The sequence below is a fragment of the Clostridium sp. BIOML-A1 genome (assembly GCF_009874105.1).
Classification (GTDB): Bacteria; Bacillota; Clostridia; order Lachnospirales; family Lachnospiraceae; genus Coprococcus.
Window position 1 is genome coordinate 15,517 of sequence record NZ_WWTL01000002.1, and the last position, 15,380, is coordinate 30,896.

The 15,380-nt window shown below is 40.8% G+C and carries 17 protein-coding genes and 1 other RNA gene; all 18 read left to right on the forward strand.

The annotated features are described in order from the left end of the window. The first annotated feature begins 15 nt into the window (after positions 1-15). The 18 genes from secG to scpB all read left to right on the forward strand — a co-directional run bounded on the left by secG (position 16) and on the right by scpB (position 15,311). Entirely contained in the window at positions 16-258 is a 243-nt protein-coding gene (gene secG, locus GT641_RS01575) for a preprotein translocase subunit SecG (RefSeq protein ID WP_008400940.1), read from the forward strand. A gap of 74 nt (positions 259-332) precedes the next feature. Further along, positions 333-2,519, forward strand: coding sequence for a ribonuclease R (gene rnr / locus GT641_RS01580; protein WP_008400939.1), 2,187 nt, complete (start codon positions 333-335; stop codon positions 2,517-2,519). Then, positions 2,482-2,949, forward strand: coding sequence for an SsrA-binding protein SmpB (gene smpB / locus GT641_RS01585; protein ID WP_117784805.1), 468 nt, complete (start codon positions 2,482-2,484; stop codon positions 2,947-2,949). Before rnr ends, smpB begins: the two co-directional genes overlap by 38 nt. A gap of 151 nt (positions 2,950-3,100) precedes the next feature. Beyond that, positions 3,101-3,490, forward strand: coding sequence for a hypothetical protein (locus GT641_RS01590; protein ID WP_008400937.1), 390 nt, complete (start codon positions 3,101-3,103; stop codon positions 3,488-3,490). Positions 3,491-3,532: 42 nt separating this feature from the next. After that, positions 3,533-3,879, forward strand: a transfer-messenger RNA (tmRNA) gene (ssrA, locus tag GT641_RS01595). 167 nt (positions 3,880-4,046) lie between these two features. Then, on the forward strand, positions 4,047-4,397 hold the full coding sequence (gene rplS, locus GT641_RS01600; protein ID WP_008400935.1) for a 50S ribosomal protein L19: 351 nt from the start codon (positions 4,047-4,049) through the stop codon (positions 4,395-4,397). Between the two features lie 80 nt (positions 4,398-4,477). Then, a complete protein-coding gene (gene lepB, locus GT641_RS01605; RefSeq protein ID WP_161116677.1) occupies positions 4,478-5,050 on the forward strand; it encodes a signal peptidase I in 573 nt (190 codons plus the stop codon). Continuing rightward, positions 5,047-5,904 carry a ribosome biogenesis GTPase YlqF gene (ylqF, locus tag GT641_RS01610; protein WP_161116678.1) on the forward strand — a complete coding sequence of 286 codons (858 nt, stop codon included), beginning with the start codon at positions 5,047-5,049 and terminating at the stop codon, positions 5,902-5,904. The genes lepB (GT641_RS01605) and ylqF overlap by 4 nt, the downstream gene beginning before the upstream one ends. A gap of 5 nt (positions 5,905-5,909) precedes the next feature. Next, positions 5,910-6,803, forward strand: a complete 894-nt coding sequence (lepB, locus tag GT641_RS12930) for a signal peptidase I (RefSeq protein ID WP_192919781.1) — start codon at positions 5,910-5,912, stop codon at positions 6,801-6,803. Between the two features lie 60 nt (positions 6,804-6,863). After that, positions 6,864-7,640: a ribonuclease HII gene (locus GT641_RS01620; protein ID WP_119963057.1), complete on the forward strand. Its 777-nt coding sequence runs from the start codon at positions 6,864-6,866 to the stop codon at positions 7,638-7,640. 24 nt (positions 7,641-7,664) lie between these two features. Next, a complete protein-coding gene (locus GT641_RS01625) occupies positions 7,665-8,036 on the forward strand; it encodes a YraN family protein (RefSeq protein WP_161116767.1) in 372 nt (123 codons plus the stop codon). Positions 8,037-8,053: 17 nt separating this feature from the next. Beyond that, on the forward strand, positions 8,054-8,929 hold the full coding sequence (gene pgeF, locus GT641_RS01630; protein WP_161116679.1) for a peptidoglycan editing factor PgeF: 876 nt from the start codon (positions 8,054-8,056) through the stop codon (positions 8,927-8,929). After that, positions 8,922-10,244 carry a ribosome biogenesis GTPase Der gene (gene der / locus GT641_RS01635; RefSeq protein WP_161116680.1) on the forward strand — a complete coding sequence of 441 codons (1,323 nt, stop codon included), beginning with the start codon at positions 8,922-8,924 and terminating at the stop codon, positions 10,242-10,244. The genes pgeF and der overlap by 8 nt, the downstream gene beginning before the upstream one ends. Next, the gene (plsY, locus tag GT641_RS01640) at positions 10,244-10,921 is read left to right on the forward strand and encodes a glycerol-3-phosphate 1-O-acyltransferase PlsY (RefSeq protein WP_119963061.1); all 678 of its coding nucleotides are present in this window, start codon (positions 10,244-10,246) and stop codon (positions 10,919-10,921) included. The genes der and plsY overlap by 1 nt, the downstream gene beginning before the upstream one ends. Before the next feature lie 58 nt (positions 10,922-10,979). Further along, positions 10,980-11,981 carry an NAD(P)H-dependent glycerol-3-phosphate dehydrogenase gene (locus GT641_RS01645; RefSeq protein ID WP_119963062.1) on the forward strand — a complete coding sequence of 334 codons (1,002 nt, stop codon included), beginning with the start codon at positions 10,980-10,982 and terminating at the stop codon, positions 11,979-11,981. 149 nt (positions 11,982-12,130) lie between these two features. After that, entirely contained in the window at positions 12,131-13,603 is a 1,473-nt protein-coding gene (gene spoIVA, locus GT641_RS01650; protein ID WP_044944980.1) for a stage IV sporulation protein A, read from the forward strand. A gap of 60 nt (positions 13,604-13,663) precedes the next feature. Then, positions 13,664-14,512, forward strand: coding sequence for a segregation/condensation protein A (locus GT641_RS01655; RefSeq protein ID WP_044944977.1), 849 nt, complete (start codon positions 13,664-13,666; stop codon positions 14,510-14,512). 10 nt (positions 14,513-14,522) lie between these two features. Further along, on the forward strand, positions 14,523-15,311 hold the full coding sequence (gene scpB / locus GT641_RS01660; protein WP_008400920.1) for an SMC-Scp complex subunit ScpB: 789 nt from the start codon (positions 14,523-14,525) through the stop codon (positions 15,309-15,311). Positions 15,312-15,380 lie beyond the last annotated feature (69 nt).

Below are 15,380 nucleotides of genomic sequence, written 5' to 3' on the forward strand. Positions count from 1 at the left end.
AATGGAGGTGGCAATATGGTAAAGACAATTATCATGGTCGTATATGTAATTATATGTATAGCATTAACAATTATTGTCCTGTCACAGGAAGGTAAATCAGCCAGTCTGACAAGTTCAATTACCGGCGGTAATTATGATAATTCATACTGGGGCAAGAATAAAGGAAGTTCAAAAGATGCGGTTCTCAGAAAGATCACAACAGTGCTTGGTGTTCTTTTTATAGTAATTGCATTGCTTCTTGATTCTAAGCTGTTCTAGTTCATATACAGAATTTATCAGTGCTTACATATATCCTATATGTAAGCACTTTTTAGATATACGGAGAGGTATTTATGACAGAAGAATTAAAGAATGAAAGAAAAGAGAATATATATACCCTGATCAATGACGATGATTACAGACCATTGAAATTTAAAGAGCTTTGTTATCTGCTTCAGATCGGAGGACGTGATAAGGATGACCTGTTAGAAATCTTAAATGAGCTTGTCGATGAGGGCAGGATCGAGAAAACCTCCAAAGGTAAGTATCAGAAACTTGGAAAGGGTGTCCTTGTCGGTACATTCATCAGCAATCAGAGAGGATTTGGATTTGTCCGTGTGGAAGGATATAAGGAAGACTTCTTTGTACCACAGAAGTATACGATGGGCGCATTTCATAATGATAAGGTGCTGATCCGTGTTGCATCCGGTAACCGGGGCAGATCAACGGAAGCACATGTAGAACGGATTCTGGAACGAGGCTTAAAGCAGTTGGTCGGAACCTATCAGAAGAACCGGAACTTTGGTTTTGTGATTCCGGATAATGGTAAATTAGACAGTGACATCTTTATACCGGAGAAGAAATCCATGGGAGCAGTAACCGGACATAAGGTTGTTGTGGAAATCACAAATTATGGAGAAAAGTCCAAATCTGCAGAGGGACGTGTCGTTGAGATACTTGGACATATCAATGATCCGGAGACGGATGTATTATCGGTTGTAAGAGATCTTGATATTCCGGTTGATTTTCCGGATGTTGTTATGGCAGAGGTGAAGAATATACCGGATGAGGTAACATCAAAAGAAATGGCAGGAAGAACCGATCTCAGACAGTTGCAGACCGTTACGATCGATGGAGAGGATGCAAAGGATCTGGATGATGCGATCACACTCTATGAGGAAAACGGGTTATATAAGCTTGGCGTTCATATTGCAGATGTTACACATTATGTAAGGGAGAATTCTCCGCTTGATAAAGAAGCATTGAAGCGTGGAACAAGCTGTTATCTGATCGATAAGGTCATACCGATGCTGCCGCATAAGCTGTCAAACGGTATCTGTTCACTGAACGAGGGAAAAGACCGTCTGACGCTTAGCTGCCTGATGGATATAGATGCAAACGGCAAGATCATCAATCATAAGATCTGTGAATCGGTGATCAATGTTGACCGCAGAATGTCATATACAAGTGTATCTGCAATCGTAGAGGATCATGATCCGGCAGAAACAGAAAAATATAAAGAACTGGTTCCTATGTTTGAATTAATGCTTCATGTGTCAGAGTTGTTAAGAACGATCCGACATGAGCGAGGTTCGATTGATTTTGATTTTGATGAGTCTAAGATTACAGTTGATGAAGACGGTCAGGTATCTTATATCGGAGTGTATGAGAGAAGACGTTCGAATCAGATTATTGAAGACTTTATGCTGGCTGCAAATGAGACGATCGCTGAAGACTATTTCTGGCAACAGATTCCATTTGAATATCGTATCCATGAAGCACCGGATACGGAGCGTGTAAAGCAGTTATCCATTCTGATCAGCAAGTTCGGATATTACTTTAAGGCATCCAAAGAGAATATTCATCCGAAGGAGTTCCAGAAGCTGTTATCAAAAATCGAGGGTGAGCCATGTGAGAATCTGATCAGCCGTATGACACTTCGTACGATGCGGCAGGCGAGATATTCGACGGAATGTGAAGGACATTTTGGATTGTCCTGTAAATATTACTGCCATTTTACATCGCCGATCCGAAGATATCCGGATCTTCAGATCCACAGGATCATTAAGGATAATATCCATGGAAGATTGGATGACAGAAGACTTTCGCATTATGATGCGATCCTTCCAAAGGTAAGCGATGATAATTCCAGAAAAGAACGCCGCGCGGAAGAAGCAGAACGTCAGGTCGAGCGTTTAAAGAAAGTGGAATACATGGAGCATCATATCGGAGAAGAATTTGAAGGTATCATATCAGGAGTCATCAACCGTGGTATCTTTGTAGAGCTTCCAAATACTATTGAGGGATTTGTAGATGTGTCGACGCTTTATGACGATTTTTATGTGTATTCGCAGGATGAATATGCTATGATCGGAGAATCAACCGGAAAGAAATACTCGATCGGTGATACCGTTAAGGTAAAAGTAAAGCTTGCAGACAAACAGAGCAGACGGATCGAATTTGTGATCCGGTCAGATGCCAAAGAAGGAGATGAAGCAGGACATGGCAAAGGAAAGAGGAAACAAACTCATCGCAAATAACAAAAAGGCATATTTTGATTATTTCATAGAAGAAAAGTACGAGGCAGGGATCGCACTGGCCGGAACAGAAGTGAAATCAGTCAGACAGGGACATTGTAGCATCAAAGAATCTTTTATCAGTATCGATAAAGGAGAAATCTACATTTATCGTATGAATATCAGCCCATATGAAAAAGGCAATATATTCAATAAAGACCCACTTCGTACTAGAAAGCTGTTGCTTCATAAGTATGAGATCAATAAACTGATGGGAGCCCAGCAGGTAAAAGGATATACGATCGTTCCATTAAAGGTTTATATCCGTGACGGCCTGGTCAAGATGGAGATCGGGCTGGCAAAGGGTAAGAAATTATACGACAAACGTCAGGACATCGCGAAGAAGGATGTCAAGCGAGAGAATGAGCGTGAGTTCAAGATCCGTAATTTGTAAGATCTGATAAAGAATTTCATAAATATCCGAGTATGATAAACAGAATTATTCCCGATATTTTGTATGAAGTTTTAAAGATTTTGTGAAATGCTGGAATATTTCATGCAGATGTGATATACTCCAATAAGATTTTTACTGGGAGGTCAGGCAAGTGAGCCAGAGTAAAGTAGATAAAAGAAAATATGAGAAGAAGAACCGCGCAGCAATCATGAAGCGCGAAAAGAGAAAGAAAATCCTTGGATGGTGTATATTTGGCGTGTTAGTCGGATGCATTCTTGCAGCCACACTGGGCGTAAAGATATACAAGGCCATTCCAAAGTATGTAGAGGCTGAGAAGCTCGGTGCATATGTCAGCCAGACATGGGCAGAACAGGGATATGGAAGTATTTTCCCTGCAACTTCATCTGATGCATCCGACGGAGACAGTACGGATGTTGAAGATACTGACAGTGATACTTCTGAAGACACAGCTTCTGAAGCAGATACTACATCTGAAACGACAACTACAGCAGAGACTGATACCACAGAAGCTGCTGAGTAATATATGAAAGCACCTGATAACAGAGCTTTCCTTTATAAACCAGGGGTTGACTGGTTTCGACAGGGGTTTTGCAGTCATGGAAGCCATCCGTGGACTAGGACCACGTTAAAACTTAGACTAAATATAAACGCTAACGATAATTTAGCTTACGCTGCCTAATTAAAGGCAACTGCCAGCTTTAAGGTCCCCCGTACCTTTTAGATCTGGTATCATCCAACGGGAAACTCCGGTGCTTAAGCTTTGCGGTATCGGAAAATTCATGAAGCTACCGATGTATCCAGCCTGTCCGTAGGCGTGGTATTGAGGAAATGTTAAAATACGGAATGTGATGGGAGATGCCGTGATGAATGAGCTTTTGGACGTGGGTTCGAATCCCACCAGCTCCATAGCATGAACTATGGCAAAAAGAATGCAAGGTCATACATCCAAAAAGATGTAGATTTTTCTTGCATTCTTTTTATTTGTATGGTAAACTGAACGAGTTGTGAAAAAAATCGATGGTCCTCTGTACCGGTGTGGTAGTAAGAACATCTAAATATCAAGGAGGTCACACAAAATGAATAGCGATTACATTAAGAATCTTGAAGCTTCTCAGATGAAGGCAGAAGTTGCTGACTTTGCAGTAGGTGATACTGTTAAGGTACACAACAAGATCAAAGAAGGTAACAGAGAGAGAATCCAGATTTTCGAAGGAACTGTTATTAAGAGACAGGGTGGAAGCAACAGAGAGACTTTCACAGTCAGAAAGTTCTCAAATGGTGTTGGCGTAGAAAAGACATGGCCGGTACATTCACCATTTGTTGAGAAGATTGAAGTAGTTAGACATGGTAAAGTAAGACGAGCTAAGATTTACTACTTACGTTCAAGAGTTGGTAAAGCTTCAAAGGTTAAAGAGCTTGTTAAATAATTTTTACAGGTTACATGAAAAAGTGGCTGGGGTTAATAGCTCCAGCCATTTTTGCAATATGAGCATATTGGAGTAAGAATATGAGCGATAAAAGTGAACGCAGAAAGAGAATAAGACGGGAAAAGCGGCGGCAGAGAAGAAAAGAAAGAAGCTTTAAACGTACAGTCAGAACGATATTTGGCTGGTTGTTGTCTGTTTTGATTGCAGTCGTACTGGGATATGGAATGGTATCTTATTGTTTTCAGACTGTGTATGTGGTTGGGGACTCGATGAGTCCGGTGTGCATAAATCAAGATAAGGTTACAGTAAATAAGTTATGTTACCTTCTTGGCTCTCCGGATCGATATGACATAGTAGCATATAGAAGTGTTGATACACCGGATGAATATTATGATATTAAACGTGTGATCGGTTTACCGGGAGAGACCGTGCAGATAAAGGATGGCAAGGTCTACATTAATGATAAAGAACTTACGGATACTCCGTTCAGTGATTATATCTTTACGGCAGGGCTTGCAGAGAACACGATCACACTTGCTGATGATGAATATTTTCTTCTTGGAGATAATGTGAATAACAGCGAAGATTCCCGTTTCTTAAAAGTGGGAAACGTGAAAAAAGCTGAGTTATTAGGAAGGATAAAGAAACGATGAATATACAGTGGTATCCGGGACATATGACAAAAGCAAAACGTATGATGCAGGAAGATATCAAGCTGATCGATGTTGTGATCGAGCTGATCGATGCCAGAGTGCCATACAGCAGTAAAAATCCTGATATTGATGCTTTAGCTGCGAATAAATACAGATTGATTTTATTGAATAAAACAGATCTGGCAGACGCAGCTGTGACCGCGGAATGGGAAGCATATTATAAGGAAAAAGGTGTTTTTGTTGCTAAGATCAATGCCAGATCCGGGGATGGAATGAAGAATATCAGCAATGTAGTAAAGGAAGCATGTAAGGAGAAAATTGAACGTGATAGAAAGCGTGGAATCATTAATCGTCCGCTTCGTGCCATGATCGTCGGTATTCCAAATGTCGGTAAGTCTACCTTTATTAATTCTTATGCCAGAAAGGCGTGTACAAAGGTTGGCAACAAGCCGGGTGTTACAAAAGGAAAGCAATGGATACGTCTTGGAAAAGATATTGAATTATTGGATACCCCTGGAATATTATGGCCCAAATTTGATGATAAAGAGGTTGGATTACGACTTGCATTTATCGGATCAATCAATGATGAAATCTTAAGTATTACCGACCTTGCGTATGAATTGATCAAATTTTTACAATTAAACTATTGTCAGAGCCTTGCAGATAGGTATAATATTAATGATGATGACGACAGTGTTCATATTCTGGAACAAATTGCCGAGAAACGTGCGTGCATCAAAAAGGGTGGAGAATTAGACATTGATAAGGCGGCTGCTCTCCTGCTTGATGATTATCGTTCGGGCAAACTGGGCAGAATCTCACTGGAACGTCCGAGTATGGTAAAGGATAAATAGTTATTATGAAAGAAGATAATGAACGCGTAGAGGCGTTAAATGCAATATTTGATGATGATCCCATGCAGAAAGAGCGCGAAAAAGAGATCAGACGGCTTGAAAAGAAACGTGAAAAGCAGCTTGCGAAGCTGCAAAAAAAAGGAATTGATCCGGAACAGCAGAGATCAGAAGAAGCAGTAAAAGAGGCGGATGCAGACGAAAAGGAAGCATCTGATAAGGTTTTAAATGAGGATGGAGAAGCGATAACCAATTATTTCGCAGAATCCGATCCGGCATCGAACACTCATGTTCAGGATGAAGTTGATAAGCCGAAAAAAAAGAAGAAAAAAGAAAAGAAAAAGCAGGAGAAAGAGGAGATCAATATCGTAAAAGATTTAATTAGTCTTGCCATTTATATTCTTGCGATCGTTGCGGTATGCTGGCTGATTCTTACCTATGTGGGGCAGCGTACAGAAGTAAGCGGAGATTCCATGAATGATACTCTGCATGATGGTGATAGTTTATGGATCGATAAGCTGTCTTATCGATTTAAAGATCCTGAAAGATTTGATATTGTGGTATTTCCTTATGAGGAAGAGGATGAGACCTATTATATCAAACGAATCATCGGTCTTCCGGGCGAAACCGTTTATATTGATGAAGATGGTGTGATCTATATTAATGATGAGCCGTTAGAAGAAAATTATGGTAAAGAAGTAATCGAAGAAAATCATCGAGGGCTCGCGGCAGAAGCGGTTACGCTCGGAAATGATGAGTATTTCGTAATGGGAGACAACCGGAATAACAGCCGGGACAGCAGATTGTCAGATGTCGGAAATATACATAAGGACAAGTTTGTTGGTAAAGCAGTATTCCGTTTTACCGGTGGATTCGGTTTTTTAAATAAAGAAGAACAATAAGTACAGATAAATGGCTGTCGTGTAAGAAACAACAGCCATTTATGCTTATATGAGGATGAGATGGAAAATAAAAGAAAAAGTATAACAGAGATTAAATCCGAATTTGCAAATGCAGATATACATTCAGTCAGGCATGTGATGGAAAGATATGCAGAGGATGACAGGGAAGGTGTAAAAAAACTGATTCTTTCTGCTGAAAAGAAGCTTACAGCACATCAAAAAGAGCTTGACCGGATGGAGCATATGTTTGAATATGAGAGACAGCATGCGGACTGTCAGTATATCTGTGGAATTGATGAGGTAGGCCGTGGCCCGCTTGCAGGTCCGGTAGTAGCTGCGGCTGTCATTCTGCCGGAGAATTGCGATATTCTATACCTGAATGATTCCAAGCAGCTCTCTGAAAAGAAGCGTGAAGAATTATATGATGAGATTATAGAAAAAGCGGTTGCTTACGGAATCGGTATGGCAGATGAGAAGCTGATCGATCAGATCAATATTTTAAATGCAGATTATGAGGCCATGCGGATCGCGATACATAAGCTTGCCGTGAAGCCGGAGCTGTTATTAAACGATGCTGTCAGAATACCGGAGGTAGAGATACCACAGGTATCGATCATTAAAGGAGATGCAAAGTCGGCTTCGATCGCCGCTGCCAGTATTATTGCAAAGGTAACGAGGGATCGGTTAATGGTCGCTTATGATGAGATCTATCCCGGGTATGGATTTGCAAAGAATAAAGGGTATGGTTCGAAAGAGCATATAGAAGCATTAAAAACATTTGGACCATGTGAGATCCACAGAAGATCATTTATTACACATTTCTGGAAAGAACAGTAGAAAGAAAAAAGGGGAACAGTCAGTATCGAGCGCTATAATACGAGAAAAAAAGGAAAAGAATATGAAGACATGGCTGCATTATATCTGAAAGATACAGGGTATCGGATATTTGCCAGAAATTATCGGATTGCCGCCGGAGAGATCGACCTGATCGTAGGAAAAGACGGGTATCTGATATTTGTAGAAGTAAAATACCGGAGCAACAGCAGACATGGTTCACCGGAATCGGCAGTAACGTCTGCCAAGCAACGGCAGATCAGTAAGGTAGCTGTGTATTATATGAAACGATATGGATATGATCCGTATAACACACCGGTAAGATTTGATGTTATTGCGGTGACGGAAAATGAGATTCGTCATATTAAGGATGCGTTTCCTTATCAGGGATATTATTAAGGCTATGAGGTATGAAGATGTATAACATAATATATATCAATCAGGATAAGACTACAGAGATAAAAGTGAAGAACGGAGTTCCGTATATCGTATTCAAGAATCTGGAACTGCCCGGTATCGTGCATGGGTTTTCGACAAGGCTTGGAGGTGTCAGTGAGGGAATCTATTCTACGATGAACTTGAGCTTTCATCGTGGAGATGATATGGATGCGGTGATGGAGAACCATAGGAGACTGGCACAGGCAGTCGGATATGATCACCGAAGACTGGTATTTTCCGATCAGGTACATGAAACCGTGATCCGCAAAGTGACAGAAGAAGATGCCGGAAAAGGGATCACAAGGGAATCAGATATAACAGAAACGGACGGCCTGATGACGAATGTAAAGGATCTTCCGCTGATCACATTTTATGCGGACTGTGTACCGGTATTCTTCTACGATCCGGTAAAAGAAGTTGTAGCCATGAATCATTCCGGTTGGCGGGGAACAGTTAAGAATATCAGCCGGCATATGGTTGAAGCACTAAATAAAGAATATGGCTGTGAGGCTTCGGATCTGATCTGTGCGGTCGGACCGTCTATTTGTCAGAACTGTTATGAGGTAAGTGAGGATGTAGCTGAGGCATTTAAGAATGCTTATTTACCGGAACAGTACATGAAAATGACAAAAAATATTGGAAATGGTAAGTATTTGCTTGATTTACACCGGGCAAATTATTATAATCTGACTGGTGCAGGTATATTGCCTGAACATATAAATGTAACCGACATATGTACATGCTGCAATCCGGATTTCCTGTTTTCACATAGGGCGAGCCATGGAAAACGTGGCAATCTGGGAGCTGTTATCATGCTGAAATCGACAGCAGACGGAGGAAACGTAAATGAGTAAACCGATAGTAGCCATCGTTGGACGACCAAATGTAGGTAAATCTACCCTGTTCAATGCACTGGTAGGAGAGAAAATTTCAATTGTAAAAGATACGCCAGGCGTAACCAGAGACAGAATTTATGCAGATGTGAGCTGGCTCGATTATAATTTTACGATTATAGATACCGGTGGAATTGAGCCGGAAAGTGACAATATTATTTTAAAAAGTATGCGGGAGCAGGCAGAGATTGCCATTGAAACTGCGGATGTTATTATATTTATGACAGATGTCAGACAGGGACTTGTGGATGATGATCATAAGGTAGTCCAGATGCTTCGTAAATCCAAGAAGCCGGTGATCCTTGTGGTTAATAAGGTAGATAGCTTTGAGAAATATATGAATGATGTATACGAGTTCTATAACCTTGGACTTGGAGATCCTGTTCCGATATCAGGTGCATCCAGACTTGGAATCGGAGATATGCTGGATGAGGTTGTCTCTCATTTTGATGAAGATTCCAAGAATGAAGAGGAAGATGACAGACCTAGAATTGCCATTATCGGTAAGCCAAATGTAGGTAAGTCATCGATCATCAACAAGCTTCTCGGAGAAAACCGTGTGATCGTATCTGATATTGCCGGAACGACCAGAGATGCGATTGATACCGAGATTGTGAGAAATGGAACGGAATACGTATTTATTGATACTGCAGGACTTCGAAGAAAGAGCAAGATCAAGGAGGATATCGAGCGTTACAGTATCATTCGTACTGTATCGGCTGTTGAACGCTGTAATGTAGCTGTACTGGTTATTGACGCGACAGAGGGTGTCACGGATCAGGATGCAAAGATCGCAGGCATTGCCCATGAACGTGGAAAAGGAATGATCATTGTTGTAAATAAATGGGATGCGGTGGAGAAAGACGATAAGACTATTTATAAGTTTACAAAGGAGATCCGTGAGAAGCTGTCCTATATGCCATATGCAGAATTATTATTTGTGTCAGCAGCCACAGGTCAGAGACTTCCGAAATTATTCGAAACGATCGATGCGGTTATCGAAAATCATTCGCTCCGTGTTGCGACCGGTGTGTTGAATGAGATTATGACAGAAGCAGTTGCTATGCAGCAGCCGCCTACAGATAAAGGAAAACGTTTGAAGCTGTTTTATATTACTCAGGTAGCGGTTAAACCTCCTACATTTGTAATATTTGTAAATGATAAAGAACTGATGCATTTCTCATACACACGTTATATTGAAAATAAGATCAGAGAAGCATTTGGTTTCCGAGGTACACCTCTAAAATTCATTATCAGGGAGAGAAAAGAAAAATAATGTTAATCTTAGCAAGAATCATATGTCTGGTCGGAGGATATTTTTTCGGGATTATCCAGACAAGCTATATCTATGGTAAATTACATGGTATCGATATCCGTGAATATGGAAGTGGAAATGCGGGCACTACAAATGCACTTCGGGTTCTGGGAAAGAAAGCGGGAGCGGTTGTCTTTCTGGGAGATCTTTTCAAATCAGTTGTAGCCTGCAGTATCACACATATCATTATGAATGCACTTGGTATTGAGAATGTGTATTTGTTCGTGATCTACACAGCGGCAGGTGTTGTTCTTGGACACAATTTCCCATTTTATATGCAGTTTAAAGGCGGTAAGGGAATTGCAGCGACTTCCGGTATTGCGATCGGTCTGCTTGACTGGAGAGTTGCACTGATCGAGCTTGGACTGTTTGTATTTTGCGTAGTGGTAACAAAATATGTATCGGTAGGTTCTATTTGTCTGGTACTCGGGCTGATGGTTTCCTATACGATATTTGCATACACCGGTTCTTATGGTTTTACATCTGATTCCATGAAGCTTGAAAGCTGTATTGTATTAGGGCTTATTACTCTGCTTGCTATTTACAGGCACAAACAGAATATTGTAAGACTTATAAAAGGTACAGAGAATAAGTTTTCATTAAAAGATAAAAGTAAAACAAAAGAAGAACAGGCATAGGATTATAATTTGTGGTTTAATCGGTCATGAAGTTTTATAAGATGGAGAGGTATATAGTATGATAATTGGTATTTTAGGAGCAGGAAGCTGGGGGTCAGCACTTGCAAACCTGTTGGCTGGAAATGGACATGATGTAACAGTCTGGTCTATAGATGAAAAAGAAATCGAGATGTTGAATACATACAGGGAACAGAAGGATCGTCTGCCGGGTGTTCATTTGAACGATACAATTGTATTTACAACAGATCTGGAACAGACGATAGATGGTAAGAAAATGATCATCTGTGCGGTTCCATCTCCTTTTATCCGAAGCACTGCAAAAAAGATAGCACCTTATATTACAAATGAACAGCTGATCGTTAATGTCAGCAAGGGTATTGAGGAGGCAACCCTGACTCCGATTGTAGAGATCATCGAGAGTGAGATACCAGGGGTAAAGGTCGCAGTTCTTTCAGGTCCAAGCCATGCGGAGGAAGTCGGTATCGGTATTCCGACTACTGTTGTAGCAGGTGCACGTGATATGGATACGGCAAAGCTGATTCAGAATACATTTATGAATGATGTGTTCCGTGTCTATACAAGTACAGATGTGACAGGAATCGAGCTTGGAGGCTCGGTTAAGAATGTTATCGCACTGGCTGCCGGAATTACAGACGGATTAGGATTCGGAGATAATACAAAAGCAGCGTTAATGACCAGAGGCATGGCAGAAATTATAAGACTCGGTACTGCAATGGGCGCTCACGTTGAGACTCTTGCCGGTTTGTCAGGTATGGGAGATTTGATCGTGACCTGTACGTCCAGACACAGCCGTAATAGGAATGCCGGTTATCTGATCGGGCAGGGGAAAAGCTATAAAGAAGCAATGGCTGAGGTTAAAATGGTTGTAGAGGGAGTATACTCGGCAAAAGCAACCCTGAAGCTTGCAAAGAAATATGGTGTTGATATGCCAATCGTTGAAGAGGTGAACAAGGTTTTGTTCGAGGGAAAGTCTGCTCGTGAAGCAGTGGTAGATCTGCTTACCAGAGACAGAAAAGCAGAGATATCCGTAGAGGAATAATTTTCTGACATACTTATAAAAGTACATTCATATATTACTTATATGATAATCTTTACATAGGAAACAGATTTTGTATTTCGGGTTGGACACATATATTGCGGAATACAAAAACAGGAACGGAAAATGTGTAAGAAATGCAGGAGGTATATATGGAAGGCTTTAATGTGTATAATGACATCAATGCCAGAACAAACGGAGAGATCTATCTGGGTATTGTCGGACCTGTTCGGACAGGAAAATCAACATTTATCAAACGTTTTATGGAGATGATGGTTCTTCCGAACATAAAAGATGAGAATGACCGCGAAATTGCTCTGGATGAGATGCCGCAATCGGCATCCGGTAAGACAATCATGACAACAGAACCGAAATTCATTCCGAAAGAAGGGGTGGAGATCCGGGTAGATGATGAGATTGATATGAGGGTTCGTCTGATCGATTGTGTCGGATATGTGGTAGACGGAGCTGAAGGGCAGACGGAAGATGGAAAAGAGCGTATGGTTAAGACACCATGGTATGATTATGATATTCCATTTGCCAAGGCGGCAGAGATCGGAACGAAGAAGGTTATAAACAGTCATTCAACGGTCGGGATTGTGGTGACCTGTGATGGAAGCTTTGGCGATCTTGCCAGAGAGAGTTATATCGATGCAGAGGAAAAAACAATTGCAGAGTTAAAGTCAATCGGGAAACCCTTTGTTGTTATATTGAATTCGAATCGCCCGGGTGCAGCCGAGACAAAGGAACTGGCAGATTTGATGGTAGAAAAGTATGGAGTAGCTGTTCTTCCGGTTAACTGCGATCAACTGAACAGGAAGGATATCAATGAGATCTTTACTTCCATGTTATATAGTTTTCCGATCACATGTATTAATTTTGTAATTCCCAAATGGTTAGAAGTATCGGAAAATGAAAACAAGATCAAAAAGAGTGTCATCGAGAATGCCATGGATATACTGAATGGCAATCAGCATATCTATGACATGGTTCATTGTTCGTTCCCTGAAAACGAATATGTGGAAAAATATACATATAACAATATAAATCTGGCAGACGGTTCATTGAATGTACAGGTAACGATCTATAACAGATATTATTACGAGATGCTTTCCGATATGCTGGGAACAGATATTCATAATGAATATGATTTTATAACTGAAATAAAGGAAATGGCAGAAAAGAAGAAATTCTGCAATGGAGTCATGAATGCACTTGAAGGTGTAAAAAATGGCGGATACGGGCTTGTAATGCCCGAAAAAGAGGATATCACGCTTGAGACACCGGAGCTTATAAAATCCGGTAACAAATATGGTGTTAAGATCAAAGCAGAAGCGCCCTCCGTACATATGATCAAGGCGAATATCACAACGGAGATCGCACCTATCATTGGTACGAAGGAACAAGCAGAAGATCTGGTAGAGTATATTAAGACCAGTACCGGAGAGAACGGAGAAGATATCTGGGATGTTAATATATTTGGAAAATCGATCGAGCAGCTTGTAGAAGATGGATTAAATACTAAGACAAACAAGATGAATGTAGAAAGTAAGCAGAAGTTACAGGACACCATGGAAAAGATCGTGAATGACGGAAATGGTGGACTGGTCTGTATTATTATATAATCATACAAAGAACAGATGCAGAGACTTACATGGTATCTGTGAGTGATAAAGGGAGAAACTATGTCGGCAATCGATGTAAAACTTAACGTATTTGAAGGACCGCTTGATCTGCTCCTTCATCTGATCGAAAAGAATAAAGTAAATATCTATGATATACCGATTGTAACGATCACAGAACAGTATCTGGATTATGTGAATCATATGGAGGAGGAAGATCTGGATGTTATGAGTGAGTTCCTCGTAATGGCGGCAACTCTGATTCGTATTAAATCCAAAATGCTTCTTCCTAAAGTGACGGAAGATGACGAAGAGGAAGAAGATCCAAGAGACGAGCTTGTTCGAAGGCTGTTGGAATATAAGATGTACAAATATGCAGCAAGTGAGCTGAAGGATCTGGAGCTTGATGGTGCAAAGGCATTCTATAAAAAAGAAAGCATTCCTGCTGAGGTGAAGAATTTCAAGCCAGCAGTAGATACGGTTGCTTTGATCTCTGAATATGACATCAATCTGGAAAGGCTGAATGAGATTTTTAAGTCTGTGATGCGGAAACAGGTTGAAAAGGTAGATCCGATCCGTAGTAAGTTTAAGAACATTGAAAGAGAAGAAATCTCTCTGGAAGCTAAGATGGCTGAGATTCGGGAACAGGTTCGTGGACTTGCCGGAATTAACTTTCGGACGCTGCTTGAGATGCAGGCTTCAAGGTCGAACATTATAGTAACGTTTCTTGCAATCTTAGAGCTTATGAAAATCGGAGCGATCCAGATTCGGCAGGAAGAAATCTTTGGAGAGATCATCATTGATTCCCGGGATGACATTGAAACATATGAGTTGAACAGTTTTACTGTCAGCGCAGATAAAGAAGATACGAATGAGTCTGCTTCTGCAGAGGAAAAGCCGGACACGATTTAAGAGGCTGATAATGAAACGGATGAGACAAGACGAGGATAAAACAGGTATGGATAAGATAAAAGAGAACGAAGCAGCATATAATTTAAAAGAATATGACAGCGATAAGAGTAATGAGGAAGATGTATCCAGAACAGTTCAGGCAGATCTGTCAGATGCAGGTGAGCAAGATATGACGCCGGAGAATACAGAGAAACAGCCGGTTACTTATAAAGAATACAGTACAGAATATCTTGTATCTGCGGTTGAGGCTATACTGTTTTCCATCGGAGAATCTGTGTCGGTTGACAGATTGGCAAAGGCACTTGAGATGGAAATAAAAAAGCTGTCCAAACAGATGGAAGAGGTGCTTGCGATCTACAATCAGTCAGATCGTGGCATCAAGATGGTAGAACTTGAAAACGCTTATCAATTATGTACCAGAAATGAATACTACGATGTACTTACAAAGGTTGTCTGTACACCTAAGAAGCCGAATCTGACAGATGTACTTCTTGAAACCTTATCAATCGTAGCTTATAAACAGCCAATCACCAGACCGGAGATAGAGGCTATTCGAGGAGTTTCCTGTGCACATGCGATCAATAAGCTTATGGAATATGGATTAGTAGATGAGGTTGGACGGTTGGATGCTCCGGGACGACCGATTCTTTTTGGAACAACAGAAGAGTTTCTGCGAAGCTTCGGTGTTGCATCCACGGAAGAACTTCCGATGATCAGCCCGGATAAGATTGAGGATTTCAAGAAAGAAGCTCAGGAAGAGGCAAACGAGATCACACTTGGTTTGGATAATGAGTCATAAAGCAGCCGGATACGGAATATAATTTTATGAATAAAGAATATATCCGGTGATGATATGACTGAAATATAT